Genomic DNA, 24,322 nt, shown 5'->3' with positions numbered 1-24,322 from the left:
TAATCAGGGGGCAACCGGCAGGGCTGTAGTGTATTTGATCTCTTCCATCGCAAAGCTGGAGGTCACATCGATCAGGCCTGTTACACCATTAACTAAACGCTTATAGAAGGCATCATAACTTTTCATGTCGGCAACCTGAATACGCAGCAGATAATCATACTCCCCGGCCATGCGATAGAAGCCCATCACTTCAGGCATGCTTTGCACTACCGACACAAATTCCTGATACCAGTCTTTGCTGTGCTGGGTGGTTTTCACAAACATAAAGGCGGTAAGTGACAGGCCGAGTTTTTCATTATCAAGTAGGGCAACGCGTGCGCGGATGAAGCCATCTTCTTCCAGCTTTTTCAGGCGCTTCCAGCAGGGCGTGGTGGTGAGGTTAACCGCATCCGCCAGTACCTGGAGCGAAACTGTGCAATCCTGCTGCAGCATCGCCAGCAGTTTAAGGTCGATTTTATCTAACATGCGCACTCCGGTAGAAATTTTTTCTCCATTACGCCGATCTTACTGCAAAAGCTGCAAGCTCTTTTTCCTGCACGTGCCTTAAAATAGGGGCTTTCACCCGGTCGGAAATAACCCTTATGTCTTCATGCTGGATACGCCACGCGATAAACGAAATCAATGCTGACTTTCAACGCTCTGCGGATACGCATCTGATCCGCTTTGCATTGCCCGATTTCCCGGGAATCGGGTTCTATCTGAAAGACGAAAGTACGCATCCCAGCGGCAGCCTGAAACACCGTCTGGCGCGGTCATTGTTTCTTTATGCTCTCGCTAATGGCTGGATCAAACAGGGTACGCCCGTGATTGAAGCGTCATCGGGCAGCACCGCCGTCTCAGAGGCGTATTTTGCCCGCCTGCTGGGCCTGCCCTTTATCGCCGTGATGCCAGCCAGTACGGCCCGACGTAAAATCGAACAAATCACGTTCTATGGTGGACAGTGTCATTTTGTGAGCGATCCCTGTCAGCTTTATGCCGAATCAGAACGGCTGGCGCGGGAACTGAATGGCCACTTCATGGATCAGTTCACCTATGCAGAGCGGGCAACTGACTGGCGCGGCAATAACAACATTGCCGAGAGTATTTTCCGCCAGATGGCGAATGAGCCTTTTCCTGTTCCTCATACGCTGATTATGAGTGCGGGAACCGGTGGGACCTCCGCAACGCTTGGCCGCTACATTCGCTATCAGGGATGCGATACCCGTTTGCTGGTTGTTGATCCGGAGCATTCCGTGTTTTACGACTACTGGCGAAACCGTGATGCCTTGCTCACCGGTCAGCGCGGCAGCATGATTGAAGGCATTGGACGTCCGCGCGTGGAGCCGTCGTTTATGCCCGACGTTATTGATGAAATGATCAAAGTCCCGGATGCAGCCTCGATTGCCGCCATGCTTAAGCTGGAAACCCTGCTGGGGCGTAAACCGGGCCCGTCTACCGGCACAAACTTCTGGGGCATGATGCAGGTGGCCAAACGCCTGCGCGCCAATAACCAACAGGGTTCACTGGTTACCCTGCTGTGCGACAGCGGCGAGCGCTATCCTGACACTTACTACCAGCCTGACTGGGTCGCACAACATATTGGTGATATCACGCCCTGGCAGCGCGAACTGGAATAATATTTCACCCCGCCAGGCAGATATAACCTGATGTGATCGCCGCCTGCAGCTGTTCAGCGGCGCACTCAGGTATTACCATAAGCGCAAATGTTTAAACTGGGATATCTCATGAAACGCGCTGTTGTGGTGTTTAGCGGTGGGCAAGACTCCACCACCTGTCTGGTTCAGGCTTTGCAACGTTATGATGAAGTGCACTGTGTGACCTTTGATTACGGTCAGCGTCATCGTGAAGAGATTGACGTTGCCCGCGACCTGGCCCTGAAGCTGGGTGCCCGTGCTCATAAAGTGCTGGATGTGACGATGCTGAATGCGCTGGCGGTGAGCAGCCTGACACGTGACAGCATCCCGGTGCCATCGTATGACCCGACTGCAACCGGCCTGCCCAGCACCTTTGTCCCCGGCCGCAATATCCTGTTTCTGACCCTGGCATCAGTTTATGCCTATCAGGTTGAAGCGGAAGCGGTCATCACAGGCGTTTGCGAGACCGACTTCTCGGGCTACCCCGACTGCCGCGATGAGTTTGTCAAGGCGCTCAACCATGCCGTCAGCCTGGGCATGGCGCGTAACATTCGTTTTGAAACACCGCTGATGTGGCTTAATAAAGCCGAAACCTGGGCGCTGGCCGATTACTGGCAGCAGCTCACCTTAATCCGCGAAGACACCCTTACCTGCTACAACGGCATTAAAGGCGATGGTTGCGGCGACTGTGCCGCCTGCCATCTGCGGGCCAATGGCCTGAAGGCCTATCAGCAGGATCGCGCTGGCATTATGGCCGCCATGAAGGCCAAAACAGGTCTGGAATAATACTTTTGCGGCGACGATGGCGTGTCGCCGCCTCAATCAGGCCGGCTTCATTAATCTTTCCAGTCGCTGCCGCAGTTCTCCTTCGAGCGGAACGGCTTTTTGCGTGCGAAGATCAATGCACACAAACGTCAGTGCAGCATCCGCGACCACCGTTTCACTGCCCGCTAACAAAATGTGTTGAGTGATGATGCCACTTTTCCCATTGAGTTGCTTAATATCACTGCTGACCTCCAGTACGTCGCCCAATACGGCCGGGCGACGATAATTGATATTGATGTTTACCACCACAAAAGCCAGTTTTTGCTCAAGCAGCCAGGTAAAGGCCTCTGCTTCTTCCAGCCATTGCCAGCGCGCTTCCTCTAAAAATTCCAGATAACGCGCATTGTTAACATGCTGGTAAACATCCAGATGGTAGCCGCGCACTTTTATCGTGGTCTGCATGATCCTTCTCCTGCTGCTTATTGACTGGTTGGACCTGTTCACTCTAGCAGAGTCCCGCCCTGACAGCAGGTTAAGCATCAGAGTTGCGCTTCACTTCACAATTTTAACCGTGAGGCATTTCGCTCCACCAGCGCGTGACCAAAGCCAGGCACGTCTTTCAGTTGATCCACCGCCGTGAACGGCCCGTATTCTTCACGATAGCTGACGATAGACTGCGCCTTTTTCAGACCAACGCCATTCATCACCGCCGAGAGTTGCTCCGCCGTGGCTTCATTGATACTGACCTGCTCCTGATGCGGCATTGAAACCTGTGCAGCCTGTGTCTCACTGGGGGTTTCCGCCGCTGCCAGTGGCGTTTGAACGAGGGCGCCACACAGGGCGAGGGAAAGATAAAAGGCATGTAAGTGGGTTTTAGCCATGCTGTGTTTCTCCTTGTGTTAAACAGCAGGCTCAGCGTGTCATGTCCGCTAAACAGACTCAAAGGGCAACGTTCTAAAATGGAAAAGGCCGCATAAGCGGCCTTTAGTCATTTCAGCTGTTACCTGAAATTTGCGAGGATTACTGCATTTGAGCAGCGGCACCGTATTTGATTTTGGCCGCTTTACGCAGGTTTTGCAGTAAGGCTTCAAAGGTCAGTTGCGCGTTGTTTTGCGTGACGCCTTTGACCATCTCGTCAATCTGCGCCTGAGGCAGGCTACCGGTTGTAACCTTATTCACCGCGATCAGCACCACATTGCCTTGCATGTCCTCACCCACGCCCCATGACGGTTTGTTATCCGCTGGCTCTGGCAGGTTGAAGGCAGCCTGAGCAACGGGATCCTGCGTGTTACGGTCAACCGTTTTGCTGGCGCTTAACGTCAGACCTGCGGCTTTCAGCACATCCGGTTTACCGGCTTTCAGCTCGGCTAACAGTTTATCAGCCTGGGCTTTTGCCTGTTGCGTCGCTTTATCATGCTTGATCGTCTCGGTGATTTGCGCTTTTACCTTGTCGAGGGGTTCCACCGCTTCGGGTTTATGCGCACTGATACGCAGCACAAAGGCACGATCGCCATCGACATTGATGATGTCAGAGTTATTTCCGGGCGCACCGTTTTGTCCCACTAACCCACCATTGAAGATGGCCTGCTTAACGGCATCAAAGTCGAGATCTTTAGGCACATCGTCACGGCTGAACCAGCCTGTTTCTGTGGCCTTCATACCTGACGCCTGCTCTGCACCAGCCAGCGACTCATTATCATTGCTCGCGGCTTCACTGACTTTCTGCTGCAGTTTGTAGAATTCCGCCTGTGCTTTATCCTGTTTGACCGCGTCCGCGATCTCATCACGTACTTCCGCCAGCGGTTTAACCTGCTCAGGCTTGATGTCGTCAAGACGGGCAATCAGGAAACCCACAGAAGACTTGATTACACCGGAAAGCTGACCCTTTTCTTTCAGTCCCGCATTCTTCAGCTCGTCTGGCGTCGTTGACGGCTCAAGCCAGCCCATATCGCCGCCTTTACGGGAAGAGATTGGGTCAATGGATTTGGTTTTTGCCAGTTCCGCGAAATCCGCGCCGCCTTTCAGCTGCGCCAGAATAGCGTCGGCATCGGCTTCGGTTTTGGTCTGAATCACGCTGTAACGATCGCGCTGGGGCTGCGTGTAGTCCGCTTTATGTTGATCGTACCAGGCCTGAATATCCGCATCGCTGGCATTTTCCTGCATGCTGGCGGCATCCAGTTTGATATAGCTTACGCGGAACTGCTCAGGGGCCATAAAGCTGCTTTTATGTTGCTGATAATACTGGTTGATTTCGTCGTCATTGACGGTTTGCTTTGCAGCCAGAGCATTCACATCGAGGGTAGCCGTCTGAATATCACGCTTTTGCGCCACCAAATCCACAAGCTTAGTGGTTTCATTTTTCAGCATAAAATCGGTATTCGCGACCGCATTGATCAGCTGTTGGGTGGCCAGTTGTTTACGCAACGCTTCGGCATACTGATCCGGCGTGAATCCCATATTGCGGATCATCGCATTGTATTTAGCATTATCGAACTTGCCGTTGGTCTGAAACGCAGACTGGCTGAAGATAGCCTGTTTGACCTGATCGTCACTGATGGCAATATGCAGATCTTTTATGTAGGTATCCAGTAATGCCTGGTCAATCAGCTGAGACAGCGCCTGCTGGCGCATCTGCTGCATGTAACCTTCGTTGCCCGCAAGCTGCGAGAACTGATCACCCAGCATCTGCTGCTGACGATTGCGCTCGTTGTTGAACGCCTGCTCTAACTGCGCACGGCTGATCTCCTGGCCATTAACTTTGGCCGCATAATCGTTGTTACCGCCAATCAGATAGTTGCCAACGCCGGTCAGCACAAAGGAGAGAATGATCAACCCCAAAATAATCTTGAGCACGACATGGTTCGACGCCGCGCGTAAATTGTCCATCATGGTATGACAACACTCCGCTGTAGTGTGAATGTAAAGCCCTGCCGCAATAACGCCATCTTCCCGACGCATTACTCCGCTGCAAGTCTGGCTGGCAGCATGCATCCTGTTGAGACAAGTCTCGCAACCTTAAACCGCCTCTCCGGATGTAAAAAAGGCACATCTTATTGATGTGCCCGTATGTTACATGAGAACGCGTTAACCGTCCTCTAATCCACTCAAGAAAATGTGTTATTGAGTGGTGGCGTTGTCATTAGTTGACAGCGTCTTTCAGTGCTTTACCTGCACGGAAACCCGGTACTTTACCTGCCGGGATAGTAATCTCTTTACCGGTTTGTGGGTTACGGCCGGTGCGCGCTGCACGCTCACGTACTGAGAAAGTGCCGAAACCTACCAGCGCCACTTCATCTCCGCTTTTCAGCGCGTCAGAAACAGAGCCCATAAATGCATCTAAAACACGTCCTGCTGCTGCTTTAGAAATGTCGGCATCGGCAGCAATTTTATCGATCAGTTGTGACTTATTCACTCTATTCATCCCCTCTTTATTATTTCACATCGTACCCACGCTTCCTGTCGGGCACGAACGCGCAGCAAGTTATATCAAGCCTTATATGCCGAAACAACGGTAATCCTCTTATAACATCGCTTCAGCAGCCACCTAAATTAGCGGGACAAAAAAAAGCTGGCAAGCACCAATTGGTGTTGCCAGCGCGGCTTTTTAACGCTTTATGCCATTAATCACTATTTTGCGGTAGCTACCTGCATACCGTAAGGCGCGTTTTCCAGTGCCAGGTTCAGCACTTCCTCAATACGTTTGACCGGATGAATTTCCAGATCGGCAATCACGTTCTGAGGAATTTCTTCCAGATCGCGTTTGTTTTCGTCCGGGATCAGCACCACTTTAATACCACCGCGGTGTGCCGCCAGCAGCTTTTCTTTCAGCCCGCCGATAGGCAGGACCTGACCACGCAGGGTGATCTCACCGGTCATCGCGACGTTTGAACGCACCGGGTTACCGGTCAGGCAGGACACCAGGGCAGTACACATGGCAATACCGGCACTGGGACCATCTTTCGGCGTCGCGCCTTCCGGTACGTGCACATGGATATCGCGTTTTTCATAGAAATCGCCATTGATACCCAGTTTTTCCGCCCGGGCGCGGACGACAGTCAGCGCGGCCTGAATGGATTCCTGCATGACTTCGCCCAGCGAACCGGTATAAGTCAGCTTGCCTTTACCCGGTACACAGGCGGTTTCAATGGTCAGCAAATCGCCACCCACTTCCGTCCAGGCCAGACCTGTTACCTGACCCACGCGGTTTTCGCTGTCGGCGCGGCCATAGTCAAAACGCTGCACCCCAAGGAAATCCTTCAGGTTTTCACCATTAATGGTGATGTGCTTTTTGGTTTTGTCCATCAGCAGCGTTTTCACTGCTTTACGGCACAGCTTGGACAGTTCACGTTCCAGGCTACGCACACCGGCTTCACGCGTGTAGTAACGAATGATGCCGATGATAGCGCTGTCTTCGACGGTGATCTCAGACGATTTCAGGGCGTTACGCTCAATCTGCTTCGGCAGTAAATGCTGCTTGGCGATATTGAGTTTTTCGTCCTCGGTATAGCCAGACAGACGAATCACTTCCATACGATCCAGCAGTGGAGCCGGAATGTTCATGGAGTTCGACGTCGCCACAAACATCACATCAGACAGATCGTAATCGACTTCCAGATAGTGATCGTTAAAGGCGATGTTCTGTTCAGGATCCAGCACTTCCAGCAGCGCTGAGGCCGGATCGCCGCGCATATCCGACGACATTTTGTCGATTTCATCCAACAGGAACAGCGGGTTTTTCACGCCGACTTTCGCCATCTTCTGAATCAACTTGCCCGGCATAGAGCCAATATAGGTACGGCGATGACCGCGAATTTCCGCTTCATCCCGCACGCCGCCGAGGGCCATGCGTACATACTTACGCCCGGTTGCTTTCGCAATAGACTGACCCAGCGAGGTTTTACCCACGCCCGGCGGTCCCACCAAACACAGAATCGGCCCTTTAATTTTGCTGACGCGACTTTGCACCGCAAGGTACTCAAGGATGCGGTCTTTGACGCGTTCCAGGCCATAATGGTCGGTATCCAGCGTTTCCTGGGCTTTGCGCAGATCTTTCTTCACTTTGCTGCGCGCATTCCACGGAACCTGAACCATCCAGTCGATATAGCCGCGCACCACGGTCGCCTCGGCAGACATCGGCGACATCATTTTCAGCTTCTGCAGTTCTGCTTCAGCTTTCTCACGCGCTTCCTGCGGCATTTTGGCCGCATCGATTTTACGTTTTAACGCTTCGTACTCGTCAGGCGTATCATCCATCTCGCCCAGCTCTTTCTGAATGGCCTTCATCTGCTCATTCAGGTAGTACTCACGCTGGCTCTTTTCCATCTGCTTTTTGACGCGATTGCGAATGCGTTTCTCAACCTGCAGCAGATCGATTTCAGATTCCATCATGGCCATCAGATATTCCAGACGTTCATTGACGTCTGACATCTCCAGCACTGACTGTTTATCCGCGAGTTTTAATGGCATGTGCGCCGCCACCGTATCCGCCAGGCGCGCCGCATCATCAATATTGTTCAGTGACGTTAAGACCTCAGGCGGGATCTTTTTATTCAGTTTGATATAGCCTTCAAACTGATTGATCGCCGTGCGCACCAGCACTTCCTGCTCGCGCTCTTCAATCTCCGGAGAGACCAGATATTCCGCCTGGGCGACAAAATGGTCACCGTTGTCAGCCAGCGTAGTGATATTGGCACGCTGTAAACCTTCAACCAGCACTTTTACCGTTCCGTCTGGCAGTTTTAACATCTGCAGTACGGAGGCAATGGTACCCACTGAAAAAAGATCGTTTATGCCAGGTTCATCCGTTGAAGCCTCTTTCTGTGCGACCAGCATGATCTTTTTATCATGATCCATTGCGGCTTCGAGGCACCGAATTGATTTTTCCCGGCCAACAAACAACGGAATTACCATGTGCGGATAAACTACCACGTCGCGCAACGGCAGGACGGGGATTTCAATGCGTTCAGAACGCTCAGGATTCATAGAGCTCTCTCTTAGTTTAGTGTCCGCAAGGTGATGGGTACCGCATCAGGCAGGTGTGCGGTCAAACCCACAGGTGTCTGAGTATATGGGGATGATTGTCAGACATTCAATGTCACAACGGTGAGAAATGCAAAAGGGGAAAGATTTTCCCCTTTATAGATGGCACAATGTGGACGATTTGTTTATTTATTCGCCAGAAGCCTGAGCTTCGTGCTTGCCATAAATCAGCATGGGTTCAGACTGACCTTCAATCACCGACTCATCAATCACCACTTTCTCGACATCTTCCATGGACGGCAGATCGTACATGGTTTCGAGCAGCGCGCCTTCCACGATAGAACGCAGACCGCGCGCACCGGTTTTACGTGACATCGCCTTTTTAGCAATCGCCGTCAGGGCTTCGTCACGGAACTCCAGCTCAACGCCTTCCAGGTTAAACAACGCCTGATACTGCTTGGTGAGTGCGTTTTTCGGCTCACGCAGAATCTGAATCAGCGCTTCCTCACTCAGTTCATTGAGCGTGGCTACCACAGGCAGACGGCCAATGAATTCTGGGATCAGGCCAAATTTGATCAGATCTTCCGGCTCACATTGCGCCAGTAACTCGCCTTCTGTTGCCTTCTGTGATTTACCTTTCACCGTTGCGCCAAAGCCAATGCCTGAACCGGTTTCAACGCGCTGCGAGATAACCTTATCCAGACCGGCGAAGGCGCCACCACAGATAAACAGAATCTTAGAGGTATCGACCTGCAAAAACTCCTGCTGCGGATGCTTACGGCCACCCTGCGGCGGCACGGCGGCGACGGTGCCTTCAATCAACTTCAGTAACGCCTGCTGCACACCCTCACCCGATACGTCGCGGGTGATCGATGGGTTGTCTGATTTACGTGAAATTTTATCGATTTCATCGATATAGACGATACCACGTTGGGCTTTCTGCACATCGTAGTCACATTTTTGCAGCAGCTTCTGGATGATATTTTCGACGTCTTCCCCCACATAACCGGCTTCGGTCAGCGTGGTTGCATCCGCCATGGTAAAAGGCACATCCAGTAAACGGGCCAGGGTTTCAGCCAGCAACGTTTTACCGCTACCGGTCGGACCGATCAGCAGAATGTTACTTTTGCCCAGTTCGATACCGTTGCTGGTATCCCCGTTGCGTAAACGTTTGTAGTGGTTGTACACCGCCACGGCCAGGACTTTTTTGGCCCGTTCCTGACCAATAACGTAATCGTCGAGGTGATGGCGGATCTCATGCGGCGTAGGCAGCGCACTACGTTCGCGATGCGGGGCAACCTCTTTAATCTCTTCGCGAATAATGTCGTTACACAGATCAACGCACTCATCGCAGATATACACTGACGGCCCGGCAATCAGCTTACGCACTTCATGCTGGCTTTTGCCGCAAAAAGAGCAGTACAGCAACTTTCCTGAACCGTCTTTGCGCTTATCTGTCATCAGTTAACCTCTTCTTGTTCTCAGGCCGTACCAGCCGTACAGCACTGGCCGTGGGTACACGGCCGATGTTCATTCAACCCGTCATTATCTTGTCCTGTTAACTATAGACCAGAGACAAGGTGAAGTTAGGGCTTATTGGCGATGCGTCAGGATTGAATCGACCAATCCATACTCTACCGCTTCGCTGGCGGAGAGGAAACGGTCACGCTCAGTGTCACGCTCAATTTCTTCCAGTGACTTACCGGTATGTTCCGCCATCAGCTCGTTCATGCGCTGCTTCACTTTCAAAATTTCACGCGCATGAATCTCAATGTCGGTCGCCTGTCCCTGATAGCCACCCAGCGGTTGGTGAATCATCACGCGTGAGTTTGGCAGGCAGAAACGCTTGCCTTTCGTCCCGGCTGTCAGCAGGAAAGCCCCCATTGAGCAGGCCTGGCCCATACAAATGGTGCTGACGTCAGGCTTGATAAACTTCATGGTGTCATAAATTGACATGCCAGCCGTAATGACGCCACCCGGTGAGTTGATATAAAGGTAAATATCTTTTTCCGGGTTCTCCGCTTCCAGAAACAGCATCTGGGCCACAATCAGGTTAGCCATGTGATCTTCTACTTGGCCGGTTAAGAAGATAACGCGCTCTTTAAGCAGACGGGAATAGATGTCGTATGAACGCTCGCCGCGCGAGGTTTGCTCGACCACCATTGGCACCAACGCATTGTGCGGTGCAGTAAACTCACGATCGCCACTGTATGACATTACCGTCTCCTGGATAAATTTCATTGGCAACATTCTGTACCGATTTTACGTAAGACGAGCAACAAAAACTATGCTCTGCCTCTTACCGACAACATCAGGACGGTTAATCAGTCAGCCGAACTGTTTTTTGCATACTCCCTCTATCTTGGGATAGTGCTCAGTTGTTTCAAGCATAACAACCTTTTCATCAATCGCTAACCCGGAAAAAGCGATGCGTGAACAATTCGCCTAAAAATTAATCAAATAGCGACAGGCCCGTTGCCAGAAAGCGTATTACAGAAAAAAGCCCGCGACTTTTCAGGCGCGGGCTTTAGCACAAGGGGTTAAACGGACGATCAGGCCTGAGCGGTCTGATTCATCAGTTCCTGGAAGTTAGTTTCTTTTTCAGAAACTTTGGCTTTCGCCAGCACAGCTTCAACCGCCTGCTCTTCCAGCGCCACATTGCGCATGTTGTTCATCAGCTCGTTATTTTTGCTGTAGAACTCGATCACTTCCTGCGGATCTTCGTAAGCAGACGCCATTTCTTCGATCAGCACTTTAACGCGATCTTCATCGGCTTTCAGCTCGTGCGTGCGAATCACTTCGCCCAGCAGCAGACCGACCACAACGCGACGCTTCGCCTGCTCTTCGAACAGTTCGCGTGGCAGTTCCAGCGCTTGCTTCTCGTTACCACCAAAGCGTTGTGCAGCCTGACGACGCAGAACGTCTATTTCGCTGTCGATCAGCGCAGCAGGCACATCAATAGGGTTCGCTTCAACCAGACCGTCGATAGCCTGTGTCTTCACGCGGTTACGAATCGCGCCTTTCAGCTCACGTTCCATGTTCTTACGCACTTCCGCACGCAGGCCCGCAACCGAACCATCTTCCACGCCGAAACGCTTGATGAATTCTTCGGTCAGTTCTGGCAGTTCGCGCGTTTCCACTTTCTTCAGCGCGATCTCGAACTTCGCGTCTTTCCCTTTCAGGTTTTCCGCGTGGTAGTCGTCAGGGAATTTCACGTCGATAGTGAAGGTTTCGCCTGCTTTGTGACCCACAACGCCTTCTTCAAAGCCTGGGATCATACGGCCCTGGCCCATGGCCAGAACGAAGTCAGATGCTTTGCCGCCTTCGAATTCTTCGCCGTCAACAGAACCGGTGAAATCGAGGGTAGCGCGGTCTTCAGCACCCGCTGCAGCGTCGGTTTCAATCCAGTTAGCCTGCTGCTTGCGCAGCGTTTCCAGCATGGTATCGACATCGGCGTCGGTCACTTCGACCTGAGGCTTTTCAACTTCGATGTTTTCCAGGCCTTTCAGCTCAACTTCTGGATACACTTCGAACTCAACCGCATAGGTGAAGTCCTGACCTTCTTTGTATTCGCCTGGCACATAGTTAGGCGCGCCAGCCGGATTGATCTTCTCTTTGATGATGGCGTCAACAAAGTTACGCGTCATCAGATCGCCCAGCACGTCCTGGCGCACAGAAGCACCGTAGCGCTGCGCGACGATGTTCATGGGCACTTTGCCTTTACGGAAACCATCGATACGGACTTTCTTCGCCACATCCACCAGTTCTTTTTTAACGGCGCTTTCGATGCTGTCAGCTGCGACAGTAATCGTAATGCGACGGCCCAGGCCCTGAGTGGTTTCTACAGAAACTTGCATCTTGTTACCTCAAAAAATCACGTGCTCGGTCAACTTCAGACACCACACATTAATTAATGCGCCGTATCTAACAACCGGGACGGCTTCCGTGAAGAGAACCTGATCCCTGTTACCAGAAGCGTCCCGAAGACATTCCGGAAAAATAGACGCAGCATTATAGCGGCATCACTGAGATGAGTCGAGGACGCTAAGTCACCACTTTTCAGGGAGTTTGCTGCTTTTTTGAGCCAGGTAACGCGTTTAGCAAGGATAAAACACAAAAACGGCCCGCAGGCCGTTTAAAAAGAGAGGGTGTTATGCGAGTGTGCCCGCGCCGCGACAGTTCGGCGAAGCGAGTACCGTATCCTGCAATCCTTCCCACTCTTTCAGGGTATAAGTATGCAAGGCCAGTGCGTGAACACTTCCCGCCAGCTCAGCACTGAGTTCACCATAAATTGCGCGATGGCGGGCAAGAAAACGCTGACCGGTAAAAACGTCGCTGACAATCACCACTTTGAAATGGCTTTCAGAACCGGCAGGCACATTGTGTCGGTAGCTTTCATCATGCACTTCCAGATGAGCCGGCTCAAAAGCCAGGCGCAGCTTCTCTTCTATCTGTTCTCGAATCATGGTTTTACCCTCAATGGCGAGCGCTGTGCCCCATCTGTTTAAATATTAGTCCGTTTTTGGCTGCGCAACGCGACAGCGGACGTAATATTATCACTCCGTCGCCCTCTTCGCTTGTGCCTTGTCAGGCGGGGAATATGAAAAGGTAGAGAGCAAGAAAAATCGCCTTGCGCGGTTTACCTTGTGGCAAAGGGCTTTATTCACTGCACCGCTTTGCTATGATGGCCGCAGTTTTTGCACACCAACCCATGACACTAACGAGAAAGCGTATGTTGAAAAAACTGTTATTCCCGCTGCTGGCTGCTTTTATCCTGGCCGGTTGCGCTTCCAGCAACAACACATTGACCATTCAACCTAAGATTCAGCTGCCACAGCGCGATCCGAGCCTGATGGGCATTACGGTGAGTATCAACGGCGCCGATCAGCGTCGCGATCAGGCGCTGGCAAAAGTTAATCGCGATGGACAACTGGTCAGCCTGACCCCGTCGCGCGATCTGCGTTTCTTACTTCAGGAAGTGCTGGAGAAACAAATGACAGCGCGCGGCTATATGGTCGGTCCTAATGGCGCGGTTGATCTGCAAATCATCGTCAATAATCTGTATGCCGACGTCACCCAGGGTGATGTGCGTTACAGCATTACCACCAAGGCGGATATCTCTATCGTGGCGACCGCGAAAAATGGCAATAAACAGATTAAAAATTACCGCCAGACCTATAGCGTAGAAGGGGCTTTCAGCGCCACCAATCAGAAAATCACCAATGCTGTGAATTCTACGCTGAGCGACGTGATCGCCGATATGGCGCAGGACACCAGCGTCAACGACTTCATCAAACAAAACGCCCGTTAATCAGGTCTTTTGCCCGGCACCCGGCCGGGCACTTTTCAAGGTCAGTATGAATCACTACTTCCGTGTCTTCCGCCAAAAAAATGCAGCCATTTTACTCCTTCTGGGATTCGCATCAGGTTTGCCTCTGGCCTTAACCAGCGGGACGCTGCAGGCGTGGATGACGGTTGATAATATCGATTTGAAAACCATCGGATTCTTTTCACTGGTGGGCCAGGCCTATGTGTTTAAGTTTCTCTGGTCCCCCATGATGGATCGCTTCACGCCGCCGCTTCTCGGTCGGCGCAGAGGCTGGTTGCTCATCACGCAACTGGCACTGGTGGCCAGCATTGTGGCAATGGGCTTTTTGCAGCCCAGCCGGGATTTAACCCTGATGGCGGCACTAGCGGTACTGATTGCATTCTGTTCTGCGTCACAGGATATCGTCTTCGATGCCTGGAAAACGGATGTGTTGCCGCCGGAAGAACGCGGAAGTGGCGCTGCCATCACGGTGTTAGGCTATCGCCTGGCAATGTTGATATCGGGCGGTCTGGCGCTGTGGCTGGCCGATCGCTATCTCGGCTGGGAGGCGACTTACTGGCTCATGGCCCTGCTCCTGCTGCCCTGTCTTATCGCAACCTGTCTTGCCAAAGAGCCGGACAACGCGCAGGCCGCGCCGCGTACGCTACGTCAGGCGGTTGTCGATCCTCTGCACGATTTTTTTAATCGCAACAACGCCTGGCTGCTGATCACGCTCATCATTCTTTACAAGCTCGGCGATGCATTTGCCGCCTCTCTCACCACCACCTTTTTGATTCGCGGCGTGGGATTTAATCCTGGCGACGTCGGGCTGGTAAACAAAACGCTGGGCTTGCTGGCGACCATCATTGGCGCGCTTTATGGCGGCATGCTGATGCAACGCCTGAGCCTGTTTCGCGCGTTAATGATTTTTGGCCTGCTCCAGGCGGTGTCGAATTTCGGCTACTGGCTGCTGGCGGTCACCGACAAACACCTCTGGAGCATGGCGAGCGCGGTCTTTATTGAGAACCTGTGTGGCGGAATGGGAACCGCTGCGTTTGTCGCGCTGCTGATGACGCTGTGTAATAAGTCCTTCTCGGCGACGCAGTTCGCCCTGCTGTCTGCGCTTTCAGCGGTAGGCCGGGTTTACGTGGGACCTGCAGCCGGTTATCTGGTCGAGATCTGGGGCTGGCCAACGTTCTACGCCTTTACCGTTTTCGCCGGTCTGCCGGGCCTGGCCCTGCTGGCTTTTTGTCGCGGTACACTGGACTTTACCCAAAAAACCGGCCAGTTTTTGCCGCGCCGCTATTTTTCCACAGGCTACCGCTGGACGAAACGGCTGTTTGCAGGCGGATGCGGGTTACTGGCGCTATGGCTGCTGTCGCTGGCGCTGAATGCAACGGGTATGCTCACGCTTTCGGCATGGCTGGCTCCGCTGTTTGAAGCCGGTATGGCGCTGGCGCTTTGCGGTGTGCTGTACGGTGTGGTGCTGGATTATCGCGCATTGAGAAAGGCCGGGAATTGACCTTTTGCCTCATAATCGCCCAGTCGCAGGTGCCATTTCAGCCAATTGGTTAAGCGAACCTAATTTGTCTTTGCGTGTCAATTTACAAAAAATATTTTTATCATGTGCGCGCTTCGGGCAAGATATTTAAATCCGGTACGCAATTAATTAAGTTAAAAATCAGAGAAAAAATGATGCAATATTGTTAAATAATTGGGTATTAAAAGTCAGGGTTATTCCTTTCCTACTTTTGTTTAACCCCGCATCCATCTCTTTTTGTTATATTACTGCCAACTGCTTGTCCACGTTAATAATTTGTCACCGAGAACAACATCTGTGACACTCTTAGCAAAAGGTGTCAACATGGTTCTGACACATCCTTAAGCTGGTTTACACTGCATAAACCTTCCCGTAAAATGCGCGCACACTTAAACGACAATAGAGCCCTTTGTCATTGAGGTCGTTAAATGAGACTCAGTAAATACAATAAAAGTTTGGGGATTTTGTCATTAATCGCAGGCACTTTATTAATGAGTGGCTGCGATAATGCATTGTTAAATCCCAAAGGACAGATTGCGCTGGAGCAACGTTCGCTGATACTGACCGCTTTTGGTCTGATGATGATCGTCGTGATTCCTGCAGTCTTAATGGCCGTCGTGTTTGCCTGGAAATATCGGGCGTCGAACACGAATGCTAAGTACAGCCCTAACTGGTCACACTCCAATAAAGTGGAAGCTGTGGTCTGGACCATTCCGATCCTGATCATCGTTTTCCTTGGTGTACTGACCTGGAAATCAACCCATGCGCTGGAGCCAAGCAAACCCCTGGCCTCTGACGTGAAACCGGTTGAAATTGACGTCGTTGCTCTGGACTGGAAATGGTTATTCATTTATCCAGAACAAGGTATTGCGACAGTTAACCAGATTGCCTTCCCGGCAAACACCCCGGTTAACTTCAAAATCACCTCCAACTCCGTCATGAACTCCTTCTTTATTCCTACGCTCGGTAGCCAGATCTACGCGATGGCGGGCATGCAGACCAAACTGCACCTGATTGCCAACGAGCCAGGAACTTTCGACGGTATTTCCGCCAACTTCAGTGGTCGCGGTTTCTCTGGCATGAAGTTCAAAGCCATTGCAACCAAAGACGATGCGGAGTTCCAGCAGTGGGTTGCCAAAGTAAAAGCGGCACCTAACACGCTGATGACGATGGATGATTTCGAGAAAGTGGCTGTGCCAAGCGAAAATCACCCGGTGGAATATTTCTCTTCAGCTAATCCTGAACTGTTCTTGCAGGTCATTAACAAGTTCATGAATAGCCACGGGAAAATGGACATGTCTGAACACAAAGGCATGGACATGAGTCACACCGCTACCGCGGGAGCCGAGGAATAATACGATGTTCGGAAAATTAACTCTGGATGCAGTGCCCTACCATGAACCGATTATCATGGTTACGGTTGCCGGCATCATCATTGCAGGTCTGGCGATCGTCTCTGCCATCACCTACTTTGGTAAGTGGAAATATCTGTGGTCTGAATGGCTGACGTCAATCGACCATAAAAAACTGGGTATCATGTATATCATCATGGCGTTCGTCATGCTGCTGCGCGGCTTTGCTGACGCCGTGATGATGCGTACCCAACAGGTTCTGGCTTCCTCCGGGGAAGCAGGCATATTGCCCCCTCATCACTACGACCAGATCTTTACCGCTCACGGCGTAATCATGATCTTCTTCGTGGCGATGCCATTCGTGGTGGGTCTGATGAACATTGCCGTACCGTTGCAAATCGGTGCGCGTGACGTTGCCTTCCCGTTCCTGAACAACCTGAGCTTCTGGTTTACCGCAATCGGTGTGATTCTGGTTAACCTGTCTCTGGGTGTCGGCGAATTCGCGCAAACTGGCTGGCTGGCCTATCCACCGCTGTCGGGGGCAGAATACAGTCCCGGCGTGGGGGTGGATTACTGGATCTGGAGTCTCCAGCTTTCCGGTATTGGTACAACCCTGACCGGTATTAACTTCTTCGTGACCATTCTGAAGATGCGTGCGCCGGGCATGGACCTGTTCAAAATGCCCGTCTTTACCTGGGCTGCGCTGTGCACCAACGTCCTGATCATCGCTGCGTTCCCGGTTCTGACCGTGACTCTGGCGCTGTTGACACTTGATCGTTACCTCGACTTCCATTTCTTTACTAATGATATGGGCGGTAACATGATGATGTACGTCAACCTGATCTGGGTCTGGGGTCACCCAGAGGTGTACATTCTTGTTCTGCCGGTGTTTGGTGTCTTCTCCGAAGTCACGGCCACCTTCTCGAAAAAACGTCTGTTTGGTTATACCTCACTGGTCTGGGCGACCATCGCCATTACCGTGTTGTCGTTCATCGTCTGGCTGCACCACTTCTTCACCATGGGTGCCGGTGCCAACGTTAACGCCTTCTTCGGTATCATGACGATGATCATCGCGATTCCGACCGGGGTTAAAATCTTTAACTGGCTGTTCACCATGTATCAGGGTCGCATTCAGATGCACTCTGCGATGCTGTGGACCGTAGGCTTCCTGGTCACCTTCTCTGTGGGTGGTATGACCGGTGTTCTGCTGGCCGTTCCGGGCGCTGACTTTGTCCTGCACAACAGTCTGTTCCTGATTGCGCACTTCCATAACGTGATTATCGGTGGTGTGGTATTCGGTTGTATGGCGGGTGTGACCTACTGGTTCCCGAAAGCCTTCGGCTTTACCCTGAACGAAACCTGGGGCAAACGTGCTTTCTGGTTCTGGATCATCGGCTTCTTCGTTGCCTTTATGCCGCTGTACGCACTGGGCTTCATGGGAATGACCCGTCGTCTGAGCCAGGATATCGATCCTCAGTTCCACTCTCTGCTGGTTGTTGCAGCGGTAGGTGCGGGTCTGATTGCCTGCGGTATTATTTGTCAGCTGATCATGTTCTACGTGTCTGTACGTGACCGCGACCAGAACCGTGACCTGACTGGCGATCCGTGGGGTGGCCGTACGCTGGAGTGGGCAACCTCTTCACCACCGCCGTTCTATAACTTTGCTGTTATCCCGCATGTGCATGAGCGTGACGCTTTCTGGGAAATGAAAGAGAAAGGCGAAGCGTACAAGCAGCCGGCTAAATATGAAGAAATTCATATGCCGAAAAACAGCGGTGCTGCGATTGTTATTGCCGCGTTTGCGACCATCTTCGGTTTTGCGATGATCTGGCATATCTGGTGGCTGGCAGGTCTTACTTTCCTCGGCATGATCGTAAGCTGGATCGTGAAGAGCTTCGACGAAGACGTGGACTACTACGTCCCTGTTGCCGAAGTAGAGAAGATTGAAAAGCAGCACTTTGACGAAATCAGCAAAGCAGGTCTGAAATAATGTCAACTACCGTAAAACACCACCACGACGCCCATGCGGAGCATGGGCATCACGATGCAGGAGCCAATAAAGTCTTTGGCTTCTGGATCTACCTGATGAGTGACTGCATTATCTTTGCAACCCTGTTTGCGACCTATGCAGTTATGGTTAACAACACCGCCGGCGGCCCGGCAGGCAAAGATATCTTTGAACTGCCGTTCGTGCTGGTTGAAACCGCCCTGCTGTTATTAAGCTCCATCACCTACGGCATGGCTGTTATCGCCATGAACAAGGAAAACAAAGGCGCCGTTATCGGCTGGCTGGCGTTGACCTTCCTGTTTGGTGCGGGCTTTATCGGGATGGAAATCTATGAATTCCATCACCTGATTGCTGAAGGCTTCGGTCCAAACCGTAGTGGCTTCCTGTCCGGCTTCTTTACACTGGTCGGTACGCATGGTCTGCACGTGACCTCGGGTCTGATCTGGATGGCCGTGCTGATGTTCCAGATCGCGAAACGCGGTCTGAACGCCACTAACCGTACCCGTATCATGTGTCTGAGCCTGTTCTGGCACTTCCTGGACGTGGTTTGGATCTGCGTGTTTACCGTTGTTTATCTGATGGGAGCCATGTAATGAGTCATTCTGTTAACGAACATGGTGCATCACACGGTAGCGTGAAGTCTTACATGATCGGCTTCATCCTCTCTATCATCCTGACGGCAATCCCGTTCTGGATGGTAATGGATGGTAGTGCTTCTCATGGAACCATCCTCGGCGTTGTGCTGGTCTGTGCAGTCGTTCAGGTGCTGGTTCACCTGGTTTACTTCCTGCATCTGGACAGCAAATCTGAGGGCGGCTGGAACATGGTGGCCATTGTCTTCTCAGCAATCATTATCCTGATTGTTGTGGTTGGCTCACTGTGGATCATGTGGAACCTCAACTACAATATGATGCCCCACTAAAGAGTCTGTGTAATGTTTAAGCAATACCTGCAAGTTACAAAGCCAGGAATTATTTTCGGGAATTTAATTTCTGTGATTGGCGGATTTTTGCTGGCCTCTAAGGGCAGCATTGATTACGCCCTGTTTCTCACCTCACTGGTTGGCGTGTCGCTGGTGGTTGCGTCAGGTTGTGTCTTCAACAACGTGATTGACCGCGATATCGACATCAAGATGGAGAGAACCAGGAATCGGGTGCTGGTTAAAGGCCTTATCTCCGCGAAAGTAAGCCTGGTGTATGCCACTGTGTTGGGTATTGCTGGCTTTGCACTGCTGTATTTCGGTGCTAACCCGCTGGCCATGTGGCTGGCGGTGATGGGCTTCGTGGTATACGTTGGCGTTTACAGCCTGTATATGAAGCGTCATTCGGTTTACGGTACGCTGATTGGTAGCTTGTCTGGCGCTGCGCCGCCGGTGATTGGCTACTGTGCCGTGACCAATGAGTTCGATGCGGGCGCCCTGATCCTGCTGGCGATTTTTAGCCTGTGGCAGATGCCGCACTCCTATGCGATTGCTATCTTCCGCTTTAAGGATTACCAGGCTGCCAACATCCCGGTCTTACCGGTTGTGAAAGGCATCTCTGTGGCAAAAAATCATATTACGCTCTATATCCTGGCGTTTATGATTGCCACGCTGATGCTGACGCTGGGTGGCTATGCAGGCTATAAATATCTGGTCGTTGCCGCTGCCGTCAGCGTCTGGTGGCTGGGCATGGCGCTGTCAGGTTATAAAACCTCAAACGATCGGGTTTGGGCACGTAAGCTGTTTGTCTTCTCCATCGTCGCCATCACCGCGCTGAGCGTGATGATGTCAGTGGATTTCATGACGCCAGCGTCAAAAGATTTGCTGACTTACGTGCGCTGATGTGTACCAAAACAGCATGAAACGGGCGCGATTTTCGCGCCCTTTCTTTTTGTTACGACTGCTTAAGAACTATTGTTTTACCCTTCCACTCTCCCTCCCTAAAATAAATGCAGCACATCAACAGAGGTAGGAATGAACGATAATAAAATGACTCCGGTGGAGCTGCGCGCCACATGGGGCCTTGGCACGGTCTTTTCCCTGCGTATGCTGGGAATGTTTATGGTCCTGCCGGTATTGACCACCTATGGCATGGCACTCCAGGGAGCGAGTGAAACCTTAATCGGTCTGGCCATTGGCATTTATGGCCTGGCTCAGGCCATTTTCCAGATCCCCTTTGGCCTGCTGTCCGATCGTATTGGACGCAAGCCTCTGATTGTGGGCGGCCTGCTGCTGTTTGTCCTTGGCAGCGTGATTGCCGCCAGCACGGAATCCATTTGGGGCATCATCCTTGGCCGGGCGTTGCAGGGTTCGGGCGCGATTGCGGCCGCCGTGATGGCGCTGCTGTCGGATTTAACGCGTGAACAGAACCGCACCAAAGCGATGGCGTTTATTGGCATCAGTTTTGGCGTTACCTTTGCGATTGCGATGGTGGTGGGACCGATTGTGACCCACGCGCTGGGCCTGCATGCGCTGTTCTGGATGATCGCAACGCTGGCGACGCTGGGTATTCTCATTACGCTTTGGGTGGTCCCCTCCTCCACTCAGCATGTCCTGAACCGTGAGTCGGGCATGGTGCGCGGCAGCTTTAAAAAAGTGCTGGCCAACCCGCGCCTGGTAAAACTGAATCTTGGCATCTTCTTTTTGCATATCCTGTTGATGTCGAGCTTTGTTGCGCTGCCCGACCAGTTTGAACAGGCGGGATTACCGCCATCAGAACACTGGAAGGTCTATTTAACGACCATGCTGATCGCCTTTGCGGGCGTCGTGCCTTTTATCATTTATGCAGAAGTGAAGCGCAAAATGAAGCGCGTCTTTGTCGGCTGTGTCGGCATGATGGTCATCGCAGAAATTGTTTTATGGGGCGCGCAGGGCCATTTCTGGACGCTGGTGCTCGGCGTACAGCTCTTCTTCCTCGCCTTTAACCTGATGGAAGCCATCCTGCCTTCCCTGGTCAGTAAGGAATCGCCTGCCGGTTACAAAGGGACAGCAATGGGGCTTTACTCCACCAGCCAGTTTCTGGGCGTTGCGATCGGCGGAAGCCTGGGCGGTTGGGTGTTCGGTCATTTTGATGCGCAAACTGTGTTTATGGTGGGAGCGATTGTGGCGGCAATCTGGCTGTTCGTCAGTATGACCATGCAGGAACCGCCCTACGTCAGCAGTCTGCGCATTGTGCTGAGTGATGCGGCGCTGGCAGTACCGAATCTGGAGAAGCGCCTGAAGGCCCAGCCTGGAGTGAACGCGGTGCTGATCGTACCGGAAGAAAAAAGCGCTTACATTAAGATCGACAGTAAGATCACCAGCCGACCGGAGCTTGAAGCCCTTATCGGCGGTGGCTAATCCCCTGCCCTCACCGGGTTTGTTGTCTTTGACAAACCCGGTTCCTCCCGTTTATCCCCGCGCAAAATGCGTCCCTCTGGTCACGCAATTTACGTCACGGACATCAGCACCTTGCAGGGCAAAAGCGTTGCTGTCGCGGAAGGGGATCAGTGACAGCCAGACTGGTGTCACAGTCAGGCTGCCAACCCGACAGGATGCCTCAGAGGGCATCCTGTGCTCACGTGCTGAGTGGAGGGATTAATCGCGGAAGTTTTTGAACTGGAAAGGCTGGCCCAGGTTGCCATTACGCACCAGCGCCATTGCGCCCTGTAAATCATCACGAGACTTACCCGTTACGCGCAGAGATTCGCCCTGAATCTGCGTCTGCACTTTCAGCTTGCTGTCTTTAATCAGCTTCACCAGCTTTTTCGCGACGTCGCTTTCAATGCCTTTTTTCATTTTGGCATCCACGCTCCAGCTTTTGCCGCTGTGTTCAATCTCTTCTGGTACTTCCAGCGCCGCGCCTTCAATACCGCGCTTGAGCATTTTCTCGCGCAGGATATCCACCAGCTGCTTTACCTGAAAATCCGATTCACTGATGACCTTAATGGTTTCATTTTTTTCATTGAGTTCGTAACTGGCAGTGACGTTGCGAAAATCAAAACGCGTCGACAGTTCACGGTTAGCATTCTCTACTGCGTTGCGAACTTCCTGCATGTCGACTTCTGAAACGATATCGAAAGATGGCATCTCTTCTTCTCCTGAGGCTAAACTGGCATGCATAATACGCGTCTTACGGCACTAAATAAAATCGCACTGTGTAGCGCTATACTTAACTCATTGCCACAGCGCATAAATAATAAGCCCGCGAGCGGGAGGCAGCATGAAAATAACCGTATTAGGATGTGGCGCATTGGGCCAGGTGTGGCTCACCGCTCTTGCCCATTGCGGGCACGATGTTCAGGGCTGGTTACGCGTACCTCAGCCCTACTGCTCAGCGAATGTAATCGATCCGCTGGGGCGCGTGACGAACCGGACCTTCATTGCCAACGATCCGCTGTTTTTGGCGCAGAGCCAGCTGCTGTTGGTGACGCTGAAAGCCCCGCAGGTATCAACGGCCGTAAAAAATCTGGAAAGCGTGATGTCAGAAAACTGCCCGGTTTTGCTGTTGCACAATGGCATGGGCACGCTTGGCGAATTAAAAGGTCTGACGCAGCCGCTGTTACGCGGTATCACCACGCACGCCGCAATGCGGGATGGCACGGTCATTAAGCACGTCGCCACGGGCGTCACCCATATTGGTCCCGGCAACCGTAAAAGCGAGCACTGGAGTGAGGTCGCCGATGTGCTGCACGAAGCGCTGCCCGATGTCGCCTGGCATGACAATATCCGGGCGGCCTGCTGGCGTAAGCTGGCGGTAAACTGTGTGATCAACCCACTCAGCGTGGTTTACGACTGTCAGAATGGCGCACTGCGTCAGCATCAGGCCGACATCATCACCTTATGTGACGAAATCAGTTGGGTTATGGAGCGTGAAGGCCAGTCCGTGGCCAGCCAGAGCCTGCAGGATCAGGTGCTGAATGTGATTGAGACGACCGCCGCCAACACCTCATCAATGCTGCAGGATATACGCGCTCAGCGACTGACGGAAATTGAATACATCACCGGCTTTCTGCTGCGTCGCGCACGCACTCACGGCTTAGTGTTACCTGAAAACACCCGGCTGTACGACATGATTAAACGCAAGGAGTCTTATTATGGGCGCGAACGCCTCGGTACTGGTCTGTCTGGCTCATGGCAGTGAAGAGACGGAAGCCGTTACCACACTCGATCTGCTGGTCCGTGGCGGGATAAAGACGGTGACCGCCAGCGTGGAAAGCGATGGCTGCCGTGAAATCGTCTGTTCGCGCGGCGTTCGCCTGCTGGCCGACGTCCCGCTGGTCGAGGTGGCGGACAACGCCTACGATGCCATTGTCCTGCCCGGCGGACTAAAAGGAGCCGAGACATTTCGTGACAGTCCGCTGTTGGTTGAAACCGTACGCCAGTTTCATTTGTCAGGACGTATTGTTGCGGCCATCTGCGCAGCCGCTGGCACGGTACTGGTGCCGCATAACCTGTTTCCGGTCGGCAATATGACAGGGTTTCCCGGTTTAAAGTCCACCATACCGGAAGAGAAATGGATGGAACGTCGTGTCGTCTGGGATCCGCGAGTCAATTTGCTCACCAGTCAGGGACCGGGCACGGCGATGGATTTTGCGCTGAAATTAATTGATTTGCTAGCAGGCAGTGATAAAGCACGTGAGGTCGCGGCACAACTGGTGCTGGCGCCGGGTATTTACGACTATCAGGCCAGTTAAGTCGCCGGTTCAGACGCCTGCCGGACGCTCTGTGCTCGTCTTGCCCTGGTACGCAAGGCGAGCACAGGGGGAAGCGGTCAG

23 protein-coding genes are annotated in these 24,322 nt (G+C 52.4%); 12 read left to right on the top strand and 11 right to left on the bottom strand.

The window, feature by feature from the left end:
- Positions 1–3: 3 nt before the first annotated feature.
- The gene (locus G5574_RS18475; RefSeq protein ID WP_033738670.1) at positions 4–465 is read right to left on the bottom strand and encodes an Lrp/AsnC family transcriptional regulator; all 462 of its coding nucleotides are present in this window, start codon (positions 463–465) and stop codon (positions 4–6) included.
- A 116-nt stretch (positions 466–581) separates the two neighbouring features.
- Here G5574_RS18475 and G5574_RS18470 point away from each other — a divergent pair, with 116 nt between their 5' ends.
- Both G5574_RS18470 and queC read left to right on the top strand, forming a co-directional pair.
- Positions 582–1,616, top strand: coding sequence for a PLP-dependent cysteine synthase family protein (locus G5574_RS18470; RefSeq protein WP_164483023.1), 1,035 nt, complete (start codon positions 582–584; stop codon positions 1,614–1,616).
- Between the two features lie 108 nt (positions 1,617–1,724).
- Positions 1,725–2,420 carry a 7-cyano-7-deazaguanine synthase QueC gene (gene queC, locus G5574_RS18465; RefSeq protein ID WP_006117951.1) on the top strand — a complete coding sequence of 232 codons (696 nt, stop codon included), beginning with the start codon at positions 1,725–1,727 and terminating at the stop codon, positions 2,418–2,420.
- 36 nt (positions 2,421–2,456) lie between these two features.
- On the opposite strand, the gene G5574_RS18460 is transcribed toward queC, so the two are convergent.
- The 9 genes from G5574_RS18460 to bolA form a co-directional block, all read right to left on the bottom strand.
- Complete coding sequence (locus tag G5574_RS18460; protein WP_006117953.1) at positions 2,457–2,861, bottom strand: acyl-CoA thioesterase; 405 nt, start codon at positions 2,859–2,861, stop codon at positions 2,457–2,459.
- Between the two features lie 95 nt (positions 2,862–2,956).
- Positions 2,957–3,280, bottom strand: coding sequence for a helix-hairpin-helix domain-containing protein (locus G5574_RS18455; protein ID WP_033738667.1), 324 nt, complete (start codon positions 3,278–3,280; stop codon positions 2,957–2,959).
- A 139-nt stretch (positions 3,281–3,419) separates the two neighbouring features.
- Positions 3,420–5,288, bottom strand: a complete 1,869-nt coding sequence (ppiD, locus tag G5574_RS18450) for a peptidylprolyl isomerase (protein WP_039338626.1) — start codon at positions 5,286–5,288, stop codon at positions 3,420–3,422.
- A gap of 250 nt (positions 5,289–5,538) precedes the next feature.
- On the bottom strand, positions 5,539–5,811 hold the full coding sequence (gene hupB / locus G5574_RS18445; RefSeq protein WP_006117956.1) for a nucleoid-associated protein HU-beta: 273 nt from the start codon (positions 5,809–5,811) through the stop codon (positions 5,539–5,541).
- Positions 5,812–6,026: 215 nt separating this feature from the next.
- Complete coding sequence (gene lon / locus G5574_RS18440) at positions 6,027–8,381, bottom strand: endopeptidase La (protein ID WP_033738666.1); 2,355 nt, start codon at positions 8,379–8,381, stop codon at positions 6,027–6,029.
- Between the two features lie 186 nt (positions 8,382–8,567).
- Entirely contained in the window at positions 8,568–9,839 is a 1,272-nt protein-coding gene (clpX, locus tag G5574_RS18435) for an ATP-dependent protease ATP-binding subunit ClpX (protein ID WP_033738665.1), read from the bottom strand.
- 132 nt (positions 9,840–9,971) lie between these two features.
- Positions 9,972–10,595: an ATP-dependent Clp endopeptidase proteolytic subunit ClpP gene (clpP, locus tag G5574_RS18430; RefSeq protein WP_006117959.1), complete on the bottom strand. Its 624-nt coding sequence runs from the start codon at positions 10,593–10,595 to the stop codon at positions 9,972–9,974.
- A 335-nt stretch (positions 10,596–10,930) separates the two neighbouring features.
- Entirely contained in the window at positions 10,931–12,235 is a 1,305-nt protein-coding gene (gene tig, locus G5574_RS18425) for a trigger factor (protein ID WP_164483022.1), read from the bottom strand.
- Between the two features lie 294 nt (positions 12,236–12,529).
- Positions 12,530–12,844: a transcriptional regulator BolA gene (bolA, locus tag G5574_RS18420; protein WP_006117961.1), complete on the bottom strand. Its 315-nt coding sequence runs from the start codon at positions 12,842–12,844 to the stop codon at positions 12,530–12,532.
- A gap of 266 nt (positions 12,845–13,110) precedes the next feature.
- On the opposite strand from bolA, the gene G5574_RS18415 reads away from it, so the two are divergent.
- The 8 genes from G5574_RS18415 to G5574_RS18380 all read left to right on the top strand — a co-directional run bounded on the left by G5574_RS18415 (position 13,111) and on the right by G5574_RS18380 (position 21,905).
- Positions 13,111–13,689 (top strand): lipoprotein, encoded by a 579-nt coding sequence (locus tag G5574_RS18415; protein WP_006117962.1) that lies wholly within the window; start codon positions 13,111–13,113, stop codon positions 13,687–13,689.
- A gap of 46 nt (positions 13,690–13,735) precedes the next feature.
- On the top strand, positions 13,736–15,208 hold the full coding sequence (ampG, locus tag G5574_RS18410; RefSeq protein ID WP_164483021.1) for a muropeptide MFS transporter AmpG: 1,473 nt from the start codon (positions 13,736–13,738) through the stop codon (positions 15,206–15,208).
- A gap of 446 nt (positions 15,209–15,654) precedes the next feature.
- Entirely contained in the window at positions 15,655–16,581 is a 927-nt protein-coding gene (cyoA, locus tag G5574_RS18405) for a cytochrome o ubiquinol oxidase subunit II (protein WP_033738657.1), read from the top strand.
- Between the two features lie 4 nt (positions 16,582–16,585).
- Positions 16,586–18,568 (top strand): cytochrome o ubiquinol oxidase subunit I, encoded by a 1,983-nt coding sequence (gene cyoB / locus G5574_RS18400; protein WP_033738655.1) that lies wholly within the window; start codon positions 16,586–16,588, stop codon positions 18,566–18,568.
- The gene (locus G5574_RS18395; protein WP_006117966.1) at positions 18,568–19,179 is read left to right on the top strand and encodes a cytochrome o ubiquinol oxidase subunit III; all 612 of its coding nucleotides are present in this window, start codon (positions 18,568–18,570) and stop codon (positions 19,177–19,179) included. The genes cyoB and G5574_RS18395 overlap by 1 nt, the downstream gene beginning before the upstream one ends.
- Positions 19,179–19,508 carry a cytochrome o ubiquinol oxidase subunit IV gene (locus G5574_RS18390; protein ID WP_006117967.1) on the top strand — a complete coding sequence of 110 codons (330 nt, stop codon included), beginning with the start codon at positions 19,179–19,181 and terminating at the stop codon, positions 19,506–19,508. Before G5574_RS18395 ends, G5574_RS18390 begins: the two co-directional genes overlap by 1 nt.
- A gap of 12 nt (positions 19,509–19,520) precedes the next feature.
- Positions 19,521–20,408 (top strand): heme o synthase, encoded by an 888-nt coding sequence (cyoE, locus tag G5574_RS18385; protein WP_006117969.1) that lies wholly within the window; start codon positions 19,521–19,523, stop codon positions 20,406–20,408.
- 132 nt (positions 20,409–20,540) lie between these two features.
- Complete coding sequence (locus G5574_RS18380) at positions 20,541–21,905, top strand: MFS transporter (protein ID WP_006117970.1); 1,365 nt, start codon at positions 20,541–20,543, stop codon at positions 21,903–21,905.
- A gap of 237 nt (positions 21,906–22,142) precedes the next feature.
- Here G5574_RS18380 and G5574_RS18375 read toward each other — a convergent pair whose 3' ends face one another.
- Positions 22,143–22,634: a YajQ family cyclic di-GMP-binding protein gene (locus G5574_RS18375; protein WP_006117971.1), complete on the bottom strand. Its 492-nt coding sequence runs from the start codon at positions 22,632–22,634 to the stop codon at positions 22,143–22,145.
- A 133-nt stretch (positions 22,635–22,767) separates the two neighbouring features.
- Between G5574_RS18375 and panE the strand changes: the two genes are divergently transcribed.
- On the top strand, positions 22,768–23,688 hold the full coding sequence (gene panE, locus G5574_RS18370; protein ID WP_033738652.1) for a 2-dehydropantoate 2-reductase: 921 nt from the start codon (positions 22,768–22,770) through the stop codon (positions 23,686–23,688).
- Positions 23,642–24,241 (top strand): protein deglycase YajL, encoded by a 600-nt coding sequence (gene yajL / locus G5574_RS18365; RefSeq protein WP_006117973.1) that lies wholly within the window; start codon positions 23,642–23,644, stop codon positions 24,239–24,241. The genes panE and yajL overlap by 47 nt, the downstream gene beginning before the upstream one ends.
- Positions 24,242–24,322: the final 81 nt, after the last annotated feature.

It is taken from the genome of Pantoea stewartii (assembly GCF_011044475.1).
In the GTDB taxonomy this organism is placed as follows: domain Bacteria; phylum Pseudomonadota; class Gammaproteobacteria; order Enterobacterales; family Enterobacteriaceae; genus Pantoea; species Pantoea stewartii.
Note: the sequence above shows the minus strand (reverse complement) of the source record. Positions and strands in the feature narration are given on the sequence as shown.

Bases quoted from the DNA above. Each gene is read 5' to 3' on its own strand.
- G5574_RS18390 (WP_006117967.1), top strand. From the start codon at position 19,179: ATGAGTCATTCTGTTAACGAACATGGTGCATCACACGGTAGCGTGAAG.
- queC (WP_006117951.1), top strand. From the start codon at position 1,725: ATGAAACGCGCTGTTGTGGTGTTTAGCGGTGGGCAAGACTCCACCACC.
- G5574_RS18475 (WP_033738670.1), bottom strand. From the start codon at position 465: ATGTTAGATAAAATCGACCTTAAACTGCTGGCGATGCTGCAGCAGGAT.
- G5574_RS18415 (WP_006117962.1), top strand. From the start codon at position 13,111: ATGTTGAAAAAACTGTTATTCCCGCTGCTGGCTGCTTTTATCCTGGCC.
- clpX (WP_033738665.1), bottom strand. From the start codon at position 9,839: ATGACAGATAAGCGCAAAGACGGTTCAGGAAAGTTGCTGTACTGCTCT.
- G5574_RS18460 (WP_006117953.1), bottom strand. From the start codon at position 2,861: ATGCAGACCACGATAAAAGTGCGCGGCTACCATCTGGATGTTTACCAG.
- G5574_RS18455 (WP_033738667.1), bottom strand. From the start codon at position 3,280: ATGGCTAAAACCCACTTACATGCCTTTTATCTTTCCCTCGCCCTGTGT.
- cyoA (WP_033738657.1), top strand. From the start codon at position 15,655: ATGAGACTCAGTAAATACAATAAAAGTTTGGGGATTTTGTCATTAATC.
- G5574_RS18380 (WP_006117970.1), top strand. From the start codon at position 20,541: ATGAACGATAATAAAATGACTCCGGTGGAGCTGCGCGCCACATGGGGC.
- ampG (WP_164483021.1), top strand. From the start codon at position 13,736: ATGAATCACTACTTCCGTGTCTTCCGCCAAAAAAATGCAGCCATTTTA.
- cyoE (WP_006117969.1), top strand. From the start codon at position 19,521: ATGTTTAAGCAATACCTGCAAGTTACAAAGCCAGGAATTATTTTCGGG.
- clpP (WP_006117959.1), bottom strand. From the start codon at position 10,595: ATGTCATACAGTGGCGATCGTGAGTTTACTGCACCGCACAATGCGTTG.
- panE (WP_033738652.1), top strand. From the start codon at position 22,768: ATGAAAATAACCGTATTAGGATGTGGCGCATTGGGCCAGGTGTGGCTC.
- yajL (WP_006117973.1), top strand. From the start codon at position 23,642: ATGGGCGCGAACGCCTCGGTACTGGTCTGTCTGGCTCATGGCAGTGAA.
- tig (WP_164483022.1), bottom strand. From the start codon at position 12,235: ATGCAAGTTTCTGTAGAAACCACTCAGGGCCTGGGCCGTCGCATTACG.
- G5574_RS18470 (WP_164483023.1), top strand. From the start codon at position 582: ATGTCTTCATGCTGGATACGCCACGCGATAAACGAAATCAATGCTGAC.
- lon (WP_033738666.1), bottom strand. From the start codon at position 8,381: ATGAATCCTGAGCGTTCTGAACGCATTGAAATCCCCGTCCTGCCGTTG.
- cyoB (WP_033738655.1), top strand. From the start codon at position 16,586: ATGTTCGGAAAATTAACTCTGGATGCAGTGCCCTACCATGAACCGATT.
- G5574_RS18375 (WP_006117971.1), bottom strand. From the start codon at position 22,634: ATGCCATCTTTCGATATCGTTTCAGAAGTCGACATGCAGGAAGTTCGC.
- bolA (WP_006117961.1), bottom strand. From the start codon at position 12,844: ATGATTCGAGAACAGATAGAAGAGAAGCTGCGCCTGGCTTTTGAGCCG.
- G5574_RS18395 (WP_006117966.1), top strand. From the start codon at position 18,568: ATGTCAACTACCGTAAAACACCACCACGACGCCCATGCGGAGCATGGG.
- ppiD (WP_039338626.1), bottom strand. From the start codon at position 5,288: ATGATGGACAATTTACGCGCGGCGTCGAACCATGTCGTGCTCAAGATT.